General features: G+C 67.0%; 13 protein-coding genes. 10 read left to right on the top strand and 3 right to left on the bottom strand.

The window, feature by feature from the left end:
- Positions 1-14 precede the first annotated feature (14 nt).
- From LOY51_RS13765 to LOY51_RS13740, 6 genes are all read left to right on the top strand, one after another.
- On the top strand, positions 15-1,139 hold the full coding sequence (locus tag LOY51_RS13765) for a muconate cycloisomerase family protein (RefSeq protein WP_125858673.1): 1,125 nt from the start codon (positions 15-17) through the stop codon (positions 1,137-1,139).
- A 132-nt stretch (positions 1,140-1,271) separates the two neighbouring features.
- On the top strand, positions 1,272-1,562 hold the full coding sequence (gene catC, locus LOY51_RS13760) for a muconolactone Delta-isomerase (RefSeq protein ID WP_110994971.1): 291 nt from the start codon (positions 1,272-1,274) through the stop codon (positions 1,560-1,562).
- 37 nt (positions 1,563-1,599) lie between these two features.
- The gene (catA, locus tag LOY51_RS13755) at positions 1,600-2,526 is read left to right on the top strand and encodes a catechol 1,2-dioxygenase (RefSeq protein ID WP_125858672.1); all 927 of its coding nucleotides are present in this window, start codon (positions 1,600-1,602) and stop codon (positions 2,524-2,526) included.
- Positions 2,527-2,639: 113 nt separating this feature from the next.
- Positions 2,640-3,842: a benzoate/H(+) symporter BenE family transporter gene (locus LOY51_RS13750; RefSeq protein WP_258641651.1), complete on the top strand. Its 1,203-nt coding sequence runs from the start codon at positions 2,640-2,642 to the stop codon at positions 3,840-3,842.
- 62 nt (positions 3,843-3,904) lie between these two features.
- Positions 3,905-5,155: an OprD family porin gene (locus tag LOY51_RS13745; protein WP_125858670.1), complete on the top strand. Its 1,251-nt coding sequence runs from the start codon at positions 3,905-3,907 to the stop codon at positions 5,153-5,155.
- Positions 5,156-5,351: 196 nt separating this feature from the next.
- On the top strand, positions 5,352-6,488 hold the full coding sequence (locus LOY51_RS13740) for a glycerate kinase (protein ID WP_258641650.1): 1,137 nt from the start codon (positions 5,352-5,354) through the stop codon (positions 6,486-6,488).
- Between the two features lie 21 nt (positions 6,489-6,509).
- On the opposite strand, the gene LOY51_RS13735 is transcribed toward LOY51_RS13740, so the two are convergent.
- Positions 6,510-7,520 carry an aldo/keto reductase gene (locus LOY51_RS13735; RefSeq protein ID WP_125858668.1) on the bottom strand — a complete coding sequence of 337 codons (1,011 nt, stop codon included), beginning with the start codon at positions 7,518-7,520 and terminating at the stop codon, positions 6,510-6,512.
- Between the two features lie 146 nt (positions 7,521-7,666).
- Here LOY51_RS13735 and LOY51_RS13730 point away from each other — a divergent pair, with 146 nt between their 5' ends.
- Complete coding sequence (locus tag LOY51_RS13730) at positions 7,667-8,110, top strand: anti-virulence regulator CigR family protein (RefSeq protein WP_125858667.1); 444 nt, start codon at positions 7,667-7,669, stop codon at positions 8,108-8,110.
- A 1-nt stretch (position 8,111) separates the two neighbouring features.
- Here the strand turns inward: LOY51_RS13730 and LOY51_RS13725 are convergent, their stop codons facing one another.
- Positions 8,112-9,644 carry an FAD-dependent oxidoreductase gene (locus LOY51_RS13725; protein ID WP_125858666.1) on the bottom strand — a complete coding sequence of 511 codons (1,533 nt, stop codon included), beginning with the start codon at positions 9,642-9,644 and terminating at the stop codon, positions 8,112-8,114.
- A 181-nt stretch (positions 9,645-9,825) separates the two neighbouring features.
- Here LOY51_RS13725 and LOY51_RS13720 point away from each other — a divergent pair, with 181 nt between their 5' ends.
- Genes LOY51_RS13720 through LOY51_RS13710 form a run of 3 tightly spaced genes read left to right on the top strand, consistent with a single transcriptional unit; the run spans position 9,826 to position 15,518 of the window.
- Complete coding sequence (locus tag LOY51_RS13720; protein WP_125858665.1) at positions 9,826-10,968, top strand: MexC family multidrug efflux RND transporter periplasmic adaptor subunit; 1,143 nt, start codon at positions 9,826-9,828, stop codon at positions 10,966-10,968.
- A 15-nt stretch (positions 10,969-10,983) separates the two neighbouring features.
- Positions 10,984-14,115, top strand: coding sequence for a multidrug efflux RND transporter permease subunit (locus LOY51_RS13715; RefSeq protein WP_125858664.1), 3,132 nt, complete (start codon positions 10,984-10,986; stop codon positions 14,113-14,115).
- Positions 14,115-15,518 (top strand): efflux transporter outer membrane subunit, encoded by a 1,404-nt coding sequence (locus LOY51_RS13710; RefSeq protein ID WP_258641649.1) that lies wholly within the window; start codon positions 14,115-14,117, stop codon positions 15,516-15,518. Before LOY51_RS13715 ends, LOY51_RS13710 begins: the two co-directional genes overlap by 1 nt.
- A gap of 170 nt (positions 15,519-15,688) precedes the next feature.
- Here the strand turns inward: LOY51_RS13710 and LOY51_RS13705 are convergent, their stop codons facing one another.
- Complete coding sequence (locus tag LOY51_RS13705; RefSeq protein ID WP_125858662.1) at positions 15,689-16,246, bottom strand: TetR/AcrR family transcriptional regulator; 558 nt, start codon at positions 16,244-16,246, stop codon at positions 15,689-15,691.
- Positions 16,247-16,373: the final 127 nt, after the last annotated feature.

Genomic DNA, 16,373 nt, shown 5'->3' with positions numbered 1-16,373 from the left:
ACTGGAGCCTTGGCATGACAAGCCCGACCATCGACCGGCTGGAGGCGATCATCGTCGACCTGCCGACCATCCGCCCGCACAAGCTGGCCATGCACACCCTGCAGCAGCAGACCCTGGTGATCCTGCGCCTGCGCTGCAGCGACGGTGTGCAAGGCATCGGCGAAGCCACCACCATCGGTGGCCTGGCCTACGGCTACGAAAGCCCGGAAGGCATCAAGGCCAATATCGACGCCTACCTGGCGCCGGCGCTGGTCGGCATGGCCGCCGACAACATCAACGCGGCCATGCTCAAGCTGGACAAGCTGGCCAAGGGCAACACCTTCGCCAAGTCCGGTATCGAGAGCGCCTTGCTCGACGCTCAGGGCAAGCGCCTGGGCCTGCCGGTCAGCGAGCTGCTCGGTGGCCGCGTGCGCGACAGCCTGGAAGTGGCCTGGACCCTGGCCAGTGGCGACACCGCCCGCGATATCGCCGAGGCCGAGCACATGCTGGAAATTCGCCGGCACCGGGTGTTCAAGCTGAAGATCGGCGCCAACCCGCTGGCCCAGGACCTCAAGCACGTGGTGGCGATCAAGCGCGAGCTGGGCGAGCGCGCCAGCGTGCGTGTCGACGTCAACCAGTACTGGGACGAGTCCCAGGCCATCCGCGCCTGCCAGGTGCTGGGCGACAACGGCATCGACCTGATCGAACAGCCGATCTCGCGCATCAACCGTGGCGGGCAGGTCCGCCTGAACCAGCGCAGCCCGGCGCCGATCATGGCCGACGAGTCCATCGAAAGCGTCGAGGACGCCTTCAGCCTGGCCGCCGACGGCGCGGCGAGCATCTTCGCCCTGAAAATCGCCAAGAACGGTGGCCCGCGCGCCGTGCTGCGCACCGCGCAGATCGCCGAAGCGGCCGGTATCGCCCTGTACGGCGGGACCATGCTCGAAGGCAGCGTGGGCACCCTGGCCTCGGCCCATGCCTTCCTGACCATTCGCCAGCTGACCTGGGGCACCGAGTTGTTCGGTCCGCTGCTGCTGACCGAAGAGATCGTCAACCAGCCGCCGGTGTACCGCGACTTCCAGTTGCACGTCCCAAGCACCCCAGGCCTGGGCCTGACCCTGGACGAGGCGCAGCTCGCACGCTTCGCCCGCCGTAGCTGAAGCAACACCCAATCCCTGTGGGAGCGGGCTTGCCCCGCGAAGCAGGCACCGCGGTGGATGGCACGGGCTTCGCCCGTGTTCGCGGGGCAAGCCCGCTCCCACAGCAGCAACGACTGACGTAAGGAGAACACCATGCTGTTCCACGTAAAGATGACCGTAAAGCTGCCGGTCGACATGGACCCGGCCAAGGCCGCGCAACTCAAGGCCGACGAAAAGCAGCTGGCCCAGCGCCTGCAGCGCGACGGCACCTGGCGCCACCTGTGGCGCATCGCCGGGCACTACGCCAACTACAGCGTGTTCGACGTGCCCAGCGTCGAGGCGCTGCACGACACCCTGATGCAGCTGCCGCTGTTCCCCTACATGGACATCGAGGTCGCCGGCCTGTGCCGCCACCCCTCGTCGGTCCACAGCGACGACCGCTGAAACCCCCAACGACAAGAACAACACGAGGTACCTGAGCATGACCGTGAAGATCGCCCACACCCCTGATGTGCAGAAATTCTTCGAACAAGCCGCAGGCTTTGGCAATGACGAGGGCAGCCCGCGCCTCAAGCGCATCGTCCAGCGCGTGTTGCAGGACACCGCGCGGCTGATCGAGGACCTGGAGGTCAGCGAGGACGAATTCTGGCTCGCCGTCGACTACCTCAACCGCCTGGGCGGTCGCGGCGAAGCCGGGCTGCTGGTGGCCGGGCTTGGCATCGAGCACTTCCTCGACCTGCTGCAGGACGCCAAGGATGCCGAGGTCGGCCTGACCGGCGGCACCCCGCGCACCATCGAAGGCCCGCTGTACGTGGCCGGTGCACCGCTGGCCCAGGCCGTGGTGCGCATGGACGATGGCAGCGAGGAGGGCGAGGCCACGGTGATGTACCTCGAAGGCCAGGTGCGCGGCCCCGATGGCCAGCCGCTGGCCGGGGCCACGGTGGACCTGTGGCATGCCAACACCCGCGGCACCTATTCGTTCTTCGATCAGAGCCAGTCCGAATACAACCTGCGCCGACGCATCGTCACCGACGCCGAGGGCCGCTACCGCGCGCGCTCCATCGTGCCGTCCGGCTATGGCTGCGACCCCCAGGGGCCGACCCAGGAGTGCCTGGACCTGCTCGGCCGCCACGGCCAGCGCCCGGCGCACATCCACTTCTTCATCTCGGCGCCGGGCCATCGGCACCTGACCACGCAGATCAACCTGGCCGGCGACAAGTACCTGTGGGACGACTTCGCCTATGCCACCCGGGATGGGTTGGTGGGGGAGATCACCTTCCGCGAGGACGGGGCGCGGGGAGGGGCGGGGCGTTATGCCGAAATGCAGTTCGATTTCCAGCTGCAGAAGGCCCATGACAGCGACGCCGAACAGCGCAGCGGGCGGCCGCGGGCGTTGCAAGAGGGCTGAGGGCCAATCGCCGGCAAGCCGGCTCCCACAGGGGGCGCTGATCTCTGTGGGAGCTGGCTTGCCAGCGATCAAGGGCGAAGCCCTTGCCATCCGTTGCCGATGCGAGAGGTGTCATGAAAACCCTGTTCAAGGATTGCTCCCTGTCCGCCGTCGTGGCCGGCTGCATCGCCACGCTGATTTCCTATGCCGGCCCGCTGGTGATCATTTTCCACGCCGCCGAAGCCGCCGGCCTGTCCCACGGCCAGCTGTCCTCCTGGGTGTGGGCGGTATCCATGGGCAGCGCTGTGCTGGGCGGCCTGCTAAGCCTGCGCTACCGGGTACCGGTGGTGATCGCCTGGTCGATACCGGGCTCGGCGTTACTGGTCACCGCCTTGCCGCACATTGGCCTGGAGCAGGCGATCGGCGCCTACCTGATGGCCAATACGGTGCTGCTGCTGATCGGCATCAGTGGCGCCTTCGACCGCCTGATCGCCCGGCTGCCCGGTTCCATCGCCGCCGGCATGCAGGCCGGGATCCTGTTCAGCTTCGGCATCGAGGTGTTCCGCGCCTTGCCGGTGCAGCTGGTATTGCTGCTGGCGATGTTCGTCAGCTACGTGCTGATGCGCCGGGTGCAGCCGCGCTATGCGGTGGCGGCGGTCTTGACCGTGGGCGCCCTGGTAACCGTGGCCAGCGGCGAATTTCGCGGCAGCGAACTGGTGCTGGCCCTGGCCACGCCGCAATGGACCACGCCGCAATTCAGCCTGGCCGCGACCTTCAGCCTGGCGTTGCCGCTGGTACTGGTGGCGCTGACCGGGCAGTTCATGCCCGGCATGGCGGTGCTGCGCAATGCCGGCTACCGCACAGAGGCCAGCCCACTGATCAGTGCCAGTGCCCTGGGCGGCCTGCTGTTGGCGCCGTTCGGTTGCCACGGGCTGAACCTGGCGGCGGTCACCGCCAGCCTGTGCACCGGCCGCGAGGCCCACGAAGACCCGCGCAGACGCTACGTGGCGGCAGTGGCGGGCAGTGCGCTGTACCTGCTGCTGGGTATTGCCGGGGCCACCTTGATGTCGCTGTTCGCTGCGTTTCCCGCCGCGTTGATCGCCGTGCTTGCAGGCCTGGCCCTGTACGGCGCGATCAGCGAGGCCCTGGCGCGCAGCCTGGCCGAGCCCGGCGAGCGCGATGCCGGGCTGTTCACCTTCCTGGTCAGCGCTTCGGGCGTGACTTTCCTTGGGCTGTCGGCGGCGTTCTGGGGGCTGCTGTTCGGCCTGCTCGCCCACGCGCTGGTCAGCCTGCGCCGGCCACGGCTGCGCGCCGCCACTGCTGAACAGGAGTCCTGAGCCACCCATCACGTTCTGGTTCTGCGCTTTATCACATAACAACAAGATCAGAGAGCTTCGGAATGAACCACACCCCTTGCGTCGCCATCGGCCTGAGCCTGCTCAGCCAACCACTGTGGGCTGCCGACGGCGGCTTTTTCGAGGACGCCAAGGCCAGCCTCAGCGCCCGCAACTATTACTTCAGCCGTGATTACTCGGACATCGTCGGCGCCAACCCGCAGTCCAGGGCCGAGGAGTGGGCCCAAGGCTTCATCCTCGATTTCAAGTCCGGCTATACGCCGGGCACCGTCGGTTTTGGCGTGGATGCTCTGGGCCTGCTCGGCATCCGTCTGGACAGCAGCCCCGACCGGGTCAACACCGGCCTGCTGCCGGTGCACGACGATGGTCGCGCCGCCAGTGAGTACAGCCGCATCGCGCCCACGTTCAAGGCGCGGCTGTCAAAGACCGAACTGCGTGCAGGCGAACTGCAGCCCAACCTGCCGGTGCTGACCTTCAGCGATATCCGGCTGCTGCCGCCGACCTACCAGGGCCTGAGCCTGAGCTCCAGTGAAATCGACGGGTTGACCGTGCAGGCCGGCCACCTCAGTTCCACCCACCTGCGCAATGAAGCCGGCGACGGCAAGCTCAACGCCATGCTCGGCCATGTGCCCATGCGCCAGGCCGAGAGCGATGCGTTCAACTATGTCGGTGGCGACTACGCGTTCAATGCCAACCTGAGCAGCCTGAGCCTGTGGCACGGGCAGCTGGAAGATATCTACCAGCAGAGTTTCGTCGGCTTCAAGCACAGCAAACCGGTGGGGGACTGGGTACTCAGTGCCAACCTGGGCTACTTCACGGCCCGCGAGGATGGCGATGCGCTGCTGGGTGATATCGACAACCAGGCATTCTTTTCGATGTTCACCGCCAAGCGTGGGGGGCATAGCTTCGGCGCCGGTTACCAGGCCATGTACGGCGACAGCCCGTTCCCGCGGGTGTTCGCCAACATCAGCCCGCTGGGCAACGAAGTGCCGACCTACGAGTTCGCCTATACCGACGAGCGCTCGTATCAGCTGCGCTACGACTACAACTTCGCGGCCATGGGTATCCCGGGGTTGACGGCCACGGTGCGCTATATCACCGGCGACAACGTCGATACTGGCAAGGGGTTCGAGGGGCGCGACCGCGAGCGGGATATCGACCTAGGGTATGCGGTGCAGAGCGGGGTGCTCAAGGGGTTGGGGATTAGGGTGCGCAATGCCATGGCGCGGTCCAACTATCGCAGTGATATCGATGAGAACCGGTTGATCCTGGTTTACACCTGGCAGTTGTTCTGAGATTGAGGGCGGCTAGGTGCATGGCGCTCGATCTCACCGGCGCTGCAAAACCATCGCCATGCACCTGGTGGCCATCACCCAATCCTGCTTGACCAGTCATCCGCCCAAACACCCACCCCCCACTTTTGTGCATCCGACAGAGGCCCCCCCATCACACAACTGTCAGCATGCGAGGCATCAGCACAGGAGTAGCCCCATGAAAGTCGTCATCGCCCCCGATTCGTTCAAGGACAGCCTCGACGCTGCCGGTGTCGCCCGCGCCATCGCCAGCGGCCTGGCCCAGGTGTGGCCGCAGGCTACCCTGGTCGAGTGCCCAATGGCGGATGGCGGCGAAGGCACCATGGAGGCCATCGTCGCCGCCAGCCATGGCGAACAGCGCCGCCAGCAGGTGCGTGGGCCATTGGGGGCGAGCGTGGAAGCTGCCTGGGGCTGGCTGCCCGAGAGCCGTACTGCCGTGATCGAGATGGCCCAGGCCAGCGGTATCCAGCTGATTCCCAGCGCCCAGCGCGATGCCTGCCGCAGCAGCACCTGGGGCACTGGCGAGCTGGTCGCCGCTGCCTTGGCGGCCGGCGCCCGGCGCATTGTCCTGGCCATCGGCGGCAGCGCCACCAACGACGGCGGCAGCGGCATGCTGCGCGCCCTTGGCCTGCGCCTGCTGGATGCACAAGGCCAACCGCTGGCCGAAGGCGGCCTGGCCCTGGCGCAACTGGCCCGCATCGACGCCAGCGGCCTCGACCCACGCCTGGCGCAAGTACAGGTAGAGGTCGCTGCCGATGTCGACAACCCGCTGTGCGGCGCCAATGGCGCTTCGGCGATCTTCGGCCCGCAGAAGGGCGCCAGCCCCGAACAGGTGCAGGTGCTGGACCAGGCACTGGGCCATTTCGCCGACCATTGCGCGCAGTTGCTGGGCAAGGATGTACGCGATCAGCCGGGCAGCGGCGCGGCCGGTGGCATGGGCTTTGCGGCCAAGGCCTTCATGGGCGCGCAGTTTCGCCCTGGGGTCGAGGTGGTGGCTGAGCTGGCACAGCTGGATACGCTGGTGCAGGGCGCCGACCTGGTGATCACCGGCGAGGGGCGTTTCGATGCGCAGACCCTGCGCGGCAAGACCCCCATGGGCGTCGCGCGGGTCGCCAAACGCCACGGCGTGCCCGTTGTGGTGCTGGCGGGTACTTTGGGCGCGGGCTATGAGCAACTGTATGCGCACGGCATCGACGCCGCGTTTGCCCTGGCCAGCGGGCCGATGAGCCTGGAGCAGGCCTGTGCCGACGCGGGCAATCTGCTCAAGGCACGGGCAGCGGACATTGCACGGCTGTGGCAAGTGGCGCGGCGCTGAGCCGCGCCACCCAGGCAGCACTCAGGCGCGCGGCAGGCGCCCGCTGACAAAGTGCGCCACATCGTTGAAGCCGGGCGTGGAGGCATGGCCCGGGGTTACCAGCGAGTCGATGAAGGCTTCGTCTTCGGCGGTGACCTTCACCTCCAGGGCACCGGCGTAGGTGTCCCACTGCGCCTCGGTGCGCGGGCCGACGATGGCCGAGCTGACCAGGCGGTTGTTCAGCACCCAGGCAATCGCGAACTCGACGATGCCCACGCCCTTGGCCTCGGTGTAGGCGTGGATCTTCTGCGCGATGCCCAGCGACTCCTGGCGCCATTCCACTTCCATGATCCGCTTGTCCTGGCGCCCGGCGCGGCTGCCGGCGTCCGGCACCGAGCCCGGGGCATACTTGCCGCTGAGCACGCCACGGGCCAGCGGACTGAACGGCACCACGCCCAGGCCATGGTAGGCCGCTGCGGTCAGCTGCTCAGGCTCGGCCTGGCGGTTGACGATGTTGTACAGCGGCTGGCTGACCACCGGCTTGGCCACGCCGAGCTGGTCGGCGACGTTGCAGATCTCGGCGATGCGCCAGCCGCGGAAGTTGGACACGCCCCAGTAGCGGATCTTGCCTTGCGCCAGCAGGTCGCCAATCGCCCGCACGGTCTCTTCCAATGGCACGCTGTGGTCTTCGCGGTGCAGGTAGTAGATGTCCAGGTAGTCGGTGCCCATGCGCGTGAGCGTGGCTTCGATGGCGTTGAACAGGTGCTTGCGCGACAGCCCGCTGCGGTTGGGCAGGCCATCCACCGGGCCGTAGCCGGCCTTGGAGGCGACGATCCACTCCTGGCGGTTGCGCGCCACCGCCTCGCCGACGATCTCCTCGGAACGCCCGCCGTTGTACACATCGGCGGTGTCGACGAAGTTGATGCCCTGGTCCCAGGCCTTGTCGATGATGCGCAGGGCGTCTTCGGTGCTGGTCTGCTCACCGAACATCATGCTGCCGAGGGTGAGGGCCGAGACTTGCAGGCCACTGTGGCCGAGGGGGCGGTAGATCATTGCCGGGAATCCTTTGCGTGCGATGAGGGTCAGGTGTTTTTACACAGAACCCGGGCACTTTGAAAGGTGCAGGTGCCAGCCTTGCCCTGGTGCGCCGGTTGATCGATGCTTGACCGTGCGCCAATCGATTACCAGGGAGCAGGCCCATGAAGTCGCAGCAGATCATCGCCATCGTCACCAGCCTCGCCATGCTCGGCACTTCGCCGCTGCTGCTGGCGGACCCCGGCAATGGCCAGGGCAAGGGCAACGCCCATGGCCAGCAGCACGATAAAGCAGGCAAGGGCAAGCCCGACAAAGCTGGCAATGCCTACCACGGCGGTCCCCAGGTGGATGTCGGCGGGGTGCGGATCACCCTTGACCGCTACCATGACTACTGGGCACCTGCGGCGCCTTTGCCGCCAGGCATCCAGAAAAACCTCGCCCGCGGCAAGCCGCTGCCCCCGGGCATAGCCAAGAAACTTGACGGCAGGCTGCTGGGCCAACTACCCCATTACGATGGCTATGACTGGCTCCAGGCGGGGACCGACCTGATCCTGGTGGCGGCTGCCACTGGCCTTATCTATGAGGTGCTGCACGGCGCGCTGGACTGAGTCAGTCTGGCCAGGCATCTATCAGCTCCCGCGCCTCGCGGCTGGACAACGGCCGTTTCATCCGTTGCGACAGCACCGCCATGGCCCGCGCATAGCCCTTGGCGATCACCGCCTCGACCTGGTCGTCGATGCATTGCAGGGCGATGAAATCGCCGTGCTCGGGCTCACCGACATACTCGATGCGGTTCCACTGGCGGCCATGCCCGAGCACCTCGAGGGTGCGCCCATGCTGGTAGGTCCAGAAGAACGGCACATCATCGTAGCGGCGCCGCTCGCCGAGCATGTTGGCGGCAGCGATCACCCCCTGTTGCTGGGCCAGGCGCCAGTGCTCGATGCGCACCGGGCGCCCGGCGAGGGGGAAGGTGGCGATATCGCCGGCCGCCCACAGGCCTTCGGCGGCCTGCAGATGGGCGTCGACCTGCACCGAGCGGTCTTCGCCCAGTTGCAGGCCCTGGAGGCACCCGGTAGCCGGCGTGATGCCCGTGCCCAGCAGCACCAGTGGTGTGGCCAGGCGCTCGCCGTTGGCGAGGAGCACTGCCTCGACCCGCTCACCGCCTTCGAAGGCGGCCACTTCGGTGGGGCCATGGAACACCACACCCTTGCGCTCGTGCAGCTCGCGCAGGCTGAGGCCAATGCGTTCGCCCAGCTGTTTCGCCAGCGGCACCGCATGGCGGGTCACCACATGCACCTGCAGGCCGTACTTGCGCAGTGCCGAAGCCGCTTCCAGGCCGATGAAGCCATCACCGACGATCACCACCGGCTGGCCGGGTTCGGCCAGGTCGAGCAGGCGCGCGGCGTCCTCGCGCGAGCGCAGCACGCAGATGCCAGGCAATTGCACGCCGGGCAGTTCGGGGCGCTTGGGCTTGCCGCCGGTGGCCAGCAGGGCCGCGTCGTACTTCAGGCGCTGGCCATCGGCGAGGACGATTTCACGGCCGGCCACGTTCAGGCTGCGCACCTTGGCGTGCAGGCGCTGCAACGGCTTCTGGCGCAGCACGTCGGGCTCCAGCAGCGTCGGTACCTCGTCCGGCGGCATCTGCCCGGCGATGACGAATTTGCTCAGGGCGGTGCGATCGTAGGCGCTGGGCTGTTCCTGATCGACCCAGACCAGGCGCCCGCCGAAGCCATGGTCGAGCAGAGTGGCCACGGCCGCTGAACCGGCAGCGCCGGCACCGACCACCACGAACACCCGTGCATCGCTGTGGCGGGGCGTTGCCGCCAGGGGCAGGGCTTGATCATCGACCCAGACCTGCTCGCCCTTGATCTGCACGGGGTAGCGGCGCAGGCCCGTCAGCGCGGGCGGTTCGCACACCGCGCCTTCATCCACGGCGAATGCAGCCTTGTGCCAAGGGCAAACCAGCAGGCCGCCGCATACCACGCCTTCATCGAGCGGCGCGCCTTCATGGGGGCAGTTGCCCTGGTAGGCGCGCACCTGGTCGCCATGGCGAACCAGGATCACCTCTTCGGCCCCGGCCTGAACGCGCAGGGGGCGCTGTTGATCGAGTTGGGCGAGGGTGGCCACGGGGTGCAGGGGCATGGGCGTTCTCCGCAGGGCTTGGTAATCATTTGACGCCTTGCTTGGGTGGGGTATGCGGCAAGCCGACGACCGGGCAGGTGCTTACAATTATTCACATGAATATCAAATGAGACTAAATTGACTCATTCAGTATGCCTGAGTACCATTCGCGCCGTTTTCAATCAAAAGCTCGGGTGATGTGATGAGCAACTTGCGTGCAATTGGGGTGGCCAGTTGGCTGGCGGTGGCCGTGGCGCTGGCCGGGTGTGACTCGGCGGGTGAACCGCAGGCCGCTGCGCCTGCAGCATTCCCGGTGGAACTGGTGACAGTGGCCAGCGAGCCGCTGAGCCTGGCTTCGACCCTGCCGGGCCGGGTCGAACCGATGCGGGTGGCGCAAGTGCGGGCCCGGGTGGCCGGTATCGTGCTGCACAAGCGATTCGAAGAGGGTGCCGACGTCAAGGCCGGCGATGTGCTGTTCCAGATTGACCCGGCGCCGTTCCAGGCTGCCCTGGCTCGCGCCAATGGCGATCTCGCGCGGGCCCAGGCGGTGCAGCAGGAAGCCCAGGCACGGGTCAAGCGCTATGAGCCGCTGGTGAAGATCGAAGCCGTCAGCCGCCAGGACTTCGACAGCGCCAACGCCACGTTGCGCAGCGCCCAAGCCGCGGTACGTTCAGCTCAGGCAGATGTCCAGACGGCGCGGCTGAACCTCGGCTATGCCACGGTCACGGCGCCGATCTCCGGCCGTATCGGTCGCGCACTGGCCACCGAAGGTGCGCTGGTGGGGCAGGGCGACGCCACGCTGATGGCGCGGATCCAGCAGCTCGACCCGATCTACGTCGACTTCACCCAGTCCGCCGCCGATGCCCTGCGCCTGCGCCAGGCACTGCAGGACGGCGCGCTGGCCGGTGGCGACGACACGGCGCTTATGGCCCAGGTCGAAGGCACCGACTACCAGCGCCAGGGCACCCTGATGTTCACCGACGTCGAAGTCGACCGGAGCACCGGCCAGGTCACCCTGCGCGGGCGCTTCGATAACGCCGACGGGACGCTCCTGCCAGGCATGTACGTGCGGGTGCGCACCCCACAGGGCACCGACCGGCAGGCCATCCTGGTGCCGCAACGCGCCGTGCAGCGCGGCAGCGACGGCGAAGCACGGGTGATGGTGGTGGGCACCGGCAACCTGGCCGAAGCCCGCGCCGTGCGCACCGGGGTGATGCAGGGCGCACGTTGGCAGATCACCGAAGGGTTGCGCGAAGGCGACCAGGTGATCGTCGGCAGCCCGGCAGGCCTGGCCCCTGGCATGCCGGTCAGCCCGGCCCAGGCACAGCAAGCCGCAGCGCATTGAGGCGAGGGTAGCGAAATGTCCAAGTTCTTCATCAATCGGCCGAACTTCGCCTGGGTCGTGGCGCTGTTCATCTCCCTGGCCGGGCTGCTGGTGATCCCGCTGTTGCCGGTGGCCCAGTACCCCAACGTCGCCCCGCCGCAGATCACGGTCACCGCCACCTATCCGGGCGCATCGGCCAAGGTGCTGGTGGAGTCGGTGACCAGCGTCATCGAAGAGTCCCTCAACGGTGCCAAGAACCTGTTGTACTTCGAGTCCACCAACAACTCCAACGGCGTGGCCGAGGTGGTGGTGACCTTCGAGCCTGGGACCAATCCCGAGCTGGCCCAGGTCGATGTGCAGAACCGCCTGAAGAAGGCCGAGGCACGTATGCCCCAGGCGGTGCTGACCCAAGGGCTGCAGGTGGAGCAGAGCAGCGCGGGCTTTCTGCTGATCTATGCGCTCAACTACCAGCAAGGCTTCGAAAAGGCCGACACCACCGCCCTGGGCGATTACGCCGCACGCAACATCAACAACGAACTGCGCCGGGTGCCGGGCGTGGGCAAGCTGCAGTTCTTCTCCTCGGAAGCGGCCATGCGCGTGTGGGTCGACCCACAGAAGCTGGTGGGCTACGGCCTGAGCATCGACGATGTCGGCAACGCCATCCGTGGCCAGAACGTGCAAGTGCCGGCCGGCAGCTTCGGCAGCGCGCCAGGCGCCAGCGAGCAGGAACTGACCGCGACCCTGGCCGTGCAAGGCACCTTGGACAACCCTGAGGCGTTCGGCCAGGTGGTTCTGCGCGCCAACCCAGACGGCTCGCTGGTGCGCCTGGCCGACGTGGCGCGCCTGGAAGTCGGCATGGAAAGCTACAACTTCGGTTCGCGCCTGGACGGCAAGCCGGCAGTGGCCGGCGCGGTGCAGCTGGCGCCGGGCGCCAACGCCCTGAAAACCGCCGAGCTGGTCAAGGCGCGGCTGGCCGAACTGTCCGCGTTCTTCCCTGAAGGCGTCGAGTACTCGGTGCCTTACGACACCTCGCGGTTCGTCGACGTGGCCATCGAGAAAGTCATCCATACCTTGATCGAAGCCATGGTGCTGGTGTTCCTGGTGATGTTCCTGTTCCTGCAGAACATCCGCTATACCCTGATCCCCTCGATCGTGGTGCCCGTGTGCCTGCTGGGCACGCTGATGGTGATGAAGCTGCTCGGCTTCTCGGTGAACATGATGACCATGTTCGGCATGGTGCTGGCCATCGGCATCCTGGTGGACGACGCCATCGTGGTGGTGGAGAACGTCGAGCGGTTGATGGCCGAAGAGGGGCTGTCGCCCGTGCAGGCGACCATCAAGGCCATGGGGCAGGTGTCCGGTGCGATCATCGGTATCACCCTGGTGCTGTCGGCAGTGTTCATGCCGCTGGCGTTCATGTCCGGCTCGGTGGGGGTGATCTACCAGCAGTTCTCGCTGTCGCTGGCGGTGTCGATCCTGTTCTCGGGCTTCCTGGCCCTGACCTTCACCCCGGCGCTGTGCGCCACGCTGCTCAAGCCGGTGCCCCAGGGCCACCATGAAAAACGCGGCTTCTTCGGCGCCTTCAACCGCAGCTTCGCGCGTCTTACCGATCGCTACTCGGCGCTGAACAGCGCGCTGGTTCAGCGTGCCGGGCGCTACATGCTGGTGTACGCCGGCATCCTGGCCATGCTCGGTTATTTTTACCTGCGCCTGCCGGAGTCCTTCGTGCCAGTCGAAGACCAAGGCTACGCCATCGTCGACGTGCAACTGCCGCCGGGCGCCAGCCGGGTACGTACGGATGCCACCGGCCAAGCCCTGGAGCAGTTCCTGATGTCCCGCGAGGCGGTGGCCTCGGCGTTCGTGGTCAGCGGTTTCAGCTTTTCGGGCATGGGGGACAATGCCGCACTGGCCTTCCCGACCTTCAAGGACTGGTCGTTGCGCGGCGCGGACCAATCCGCGGCGGCCGAGATCGACGCCATCAACGCGCGCTTCGCCGCCCATGGCGACGGCACCCTCACCGCCGTGAACCCACCGCCGATCGACGGCCTGGGCAATGCCGGTGGCTTCGCCCTGCGCCTGATGGACCGGGGCGGCCTGGGCCGCGAAGCGCTGCTGGCCGCCCGCGACCAGTTGCTGGCCGGTGCCAACGGCAACCCGGTGATTCTGTACGCGATGATGGAGGGCCTGGCGGAGTCGCCGCAGCTGCGGGTGCAGATCGACCGTGAGCAGGCCCGCGCCCTGGGCGTGAGCTTCGAGACCATCAACAGTACCCTGGCCACCGCCTTCGGTTCGGCGGTGATCAACGACTTCACCAATGCCGGGCGCCAGCAGCGCGTGGTGGTGCAGGCCGAACAAGGCGAGCGCATGACCCCGGAAAGCGTGCTGCGCCTGTATGCACCCAACGCCAGCGGTGAGCAGGTGCCGTTCAGCGCCTTCGTCACCACGCGCTGGGAAGAAGGACCGGTGCAACTGGTGCGCTACAACGGCTACCCATCGATCCGTATCGCCGGTGACGCGGCGCCGGGCCACAGCACCGGTCAGGCCATGGCTGAAATGGAGCGCTTGGTCAGTGAGCTGCCGCCCGGCATCGGCTATGCCTGGACGGGGCTTTCGTACCAGGAAAAAGTCTCCAGCGGCCAGGCCGGCAGCCTGTTCGCCCTGGCCATCCTGGTGGTGTTCCTGTTGCTGGTGGCGCTGTACGAAAGCTGGGCGATTCCGCTGACGGTGATGCTGATCGTGCCGATCGGCGCCCTCGGTGCGGTGCTGGCGGTGATGGTCACCGGCATGCCCAACGACGTGTACTTCAAGGTCGGCCTGATCACCATCATCGGCCTGGCGGCGAAGAACGCCATCCTCATCGTCGAGTTCGCCAAGGAGCTGTGGGAGAAAGGTTATAGCCTGCGTGACGCCGCCATCGAGGCCGCGCGCCTGCGTTTCCGCCCGATCGTGATGACCTCCATGGCTTTCATCCTCGGCGTGGTGCCGCTGGCCATCGCCACCGGTGCCGGTGCGGCCAGCCAGCGGGCCATTGGCACCGGGGTGATCGGCGGCATGCTCAGCGCGACGCTGCTGGGGGTGGTGTTCGTGCCGATCTGTTTCGTCTGGGTGCTGTCGTTGCTCAAGCGCAAGCCTGCGGCTGTGCCACAGGCTGTCGAGGTGGCCAAGTGATGTTCATGGGTACTCGTGTTCTTCCGTTGGTCCTGGCCTTGACCCTGGCGGGCTGCTCCCTGGCGCCGACCTATGAGCGCCCCGAGGCGCCGGTGCCGGCGCAGTGGGGCGACGCTGCCGGGCATCAAGGCCCGGTGGTGGATCAGCTTGAATGGCAGGCATTCATCGTCGACCCGGTGCTGCGTCAGCTGGTGGGCGCCGCGTTGGGCAACAACCGTTCGTTGCGTCAGACCCTGCTCGACATCGAGCAGGCCCGCGCGCAATACCGTATCCAGCGCGCCGACCGGGTGCCCGGCTTGAATGCCGCTGCATCGGGCAATCGCCAGCATCTGCCGGCGGGGCTGTCGAGCAATGGCCGTGAGGGCGTCAGCAGCACCTATCAGGTGGGGCTGGCGCTGCCGGAGTACGAGCTGGACCTGTTCGGCCGGGTCAAGAGCCTGAGCGATGCGGCGCTGGAGCAGTACCTGGCCAGCGAGGAGGTCGGCCGTGCCGCGCACATTGCCTTGATCGCCGAAGTCAGCCAGGCCTACCTGACCCTGGATGGTGCCGAGCGCAGCCTGGCGCTGACTCGCCAGACCCTCGCCAGCCGCGAGGATTCGCTGGCCCTGGTCGGCCAGCGCCGCAGCGCCGGCACCGCCACCGCGCTGGACCACCAGGAGGCATTGGGGCTGGTCGAGCAGTCCCGGGCCGACCTCGAAGCCACGCTGCGTCAGCAACGCCAGGCCTATAACGCCCTGGTGCTGCTGCTGGGCGACGCGCAGGCGGCCAAGCTGATCCCAGGTGAGCGCCCGAACCAGCCGATGGTGCTGCAGGACATCACCCCTGGCCTGCCGTCGGCGCTGATCGAGCGCCGCCCGGACATCCTCGCCGCCGAGCACCGCTTGCTTTCACGCAACGCCGATATCGGTGCGGCGCGGGCGGCGTTCTTCCCGCGCATCAGCCTGACCGGCAGCTTCGGCACCTCCAGCGCGCAGATGTCCGGGTTGTTCGACGGCGGTTCGCGCAGCTGGAGCTTCATGCCGCAGCTGTCGCTGCCATTGTTCGATGCCGGCCGCAACCGCGCCGGCCTGAGCCTGGCCGAGGCGCGCAAGGATTCGGCGGTGGCGGCCTACGAGGGCACGATCCAGGCCGCATTCCGTGAGGTGGCCGATGCACTGGCCGCCACCGACACGCTACGCCGCGAGGAAGCCGCGCGTCGGGCGCTGGTCGATACCAGCCGGGCGAGCGAGGCCTTGGCCAAGGCGCGTTATGAGGGTGGTGTGGATAACCATCTGCGCTACCTGGACGCGCAGCGTAACAACTTCGTCAACGAGGCGGCCTATATCCAGGCCAGCACCCAGCGCCAGCTGGCCCTGGTCGACCTGTTCCGCGCCCTCGGTGGCGGGTGGCCGATGAAGGGCTAGGCAATGACTCCTTTGGTTGGGTTATCCAACCCTCTGGCCCCTGGGACCCGTGCCCAGGGGCCTTTTTTTTGCAGTGGATGGGATGGCCCTTTCGCCGGCAAGCCGGCTCCCACAAGGCCCATCGCTCCCCTGTGGGAGCCGGCTTGCCGGCGATGAAGGCGTTGCGGTCTTCAGGCCGGCGCCTGGGCCCCGTGGATGAACAACTGCTCCAGGGTCAGCGCCGAGGTGGCACTGGCCGCCCGACCGCGGCGCTCGGCGTCGACCATGCTGAAGATCATGCTCAGGAACATCTCGGTGAACACCGCCGCGCTGATATCGATGCGCAGCGCCCCCAATTGCTGGGCGCGCAGGAAGAATGCGTCCATGGCCTGGGTATAGGCATGCCAGCGACGATCCTCGCTGTCGCCCAGCAAGGTATCGGGGCGGTACTGGAACATCAGGAAGGCCAGCATCTCGCGGTGCTTGAGGTGCTCGGCGATCAGGTGGCGCAGCCCAGGCAGCGGCTCGACCTGCGTGAGGTCGGCGTCGCGGATGACCTGGTTGAGCACCTGCTCGCCATGGTTCTCCAGCATCTCGATCAGGTTGTCGCGGGTGCCGCAGAAGCGGTGCAGGGTGGCCTTGCTGACGCCGGCGGTTTCGGCCAGCTCCTTAAGGGTCGCCCGGGGGTGGACCACCATGGCGTTGGCCAAGGCCTTGAGCAGGCGTTCGTCGTGAGGGGTGGGTTGCATCGGGTTGCCTCGCGTGGTTCGCATGCTTGGCATTGTGCAGAAAACAAAAGAAGGATCAAGAATAAAGGTCTCTTTTGAGACTTTTATGGATCTTTGCGACCACTTCGCGGAGAAACCCGCGAAGTGG

The organism is Pseudomonas sichuanensis (genome assembly GCF_024749065.1).
Classification (GTDB): domain Bacteria; phylum Pseudomonadota; class Gammaproteobacteria; order Pseudomonadales; family Pseudomonadaceae; genus Aquipseudomonas; species Aquipseudomonas sichuanensis.
The sequence above is the reverse complement of the archived record's forward strand: the minus strand, read 5'-3'. Positions and strand labels throughout refer to the sequence as shown.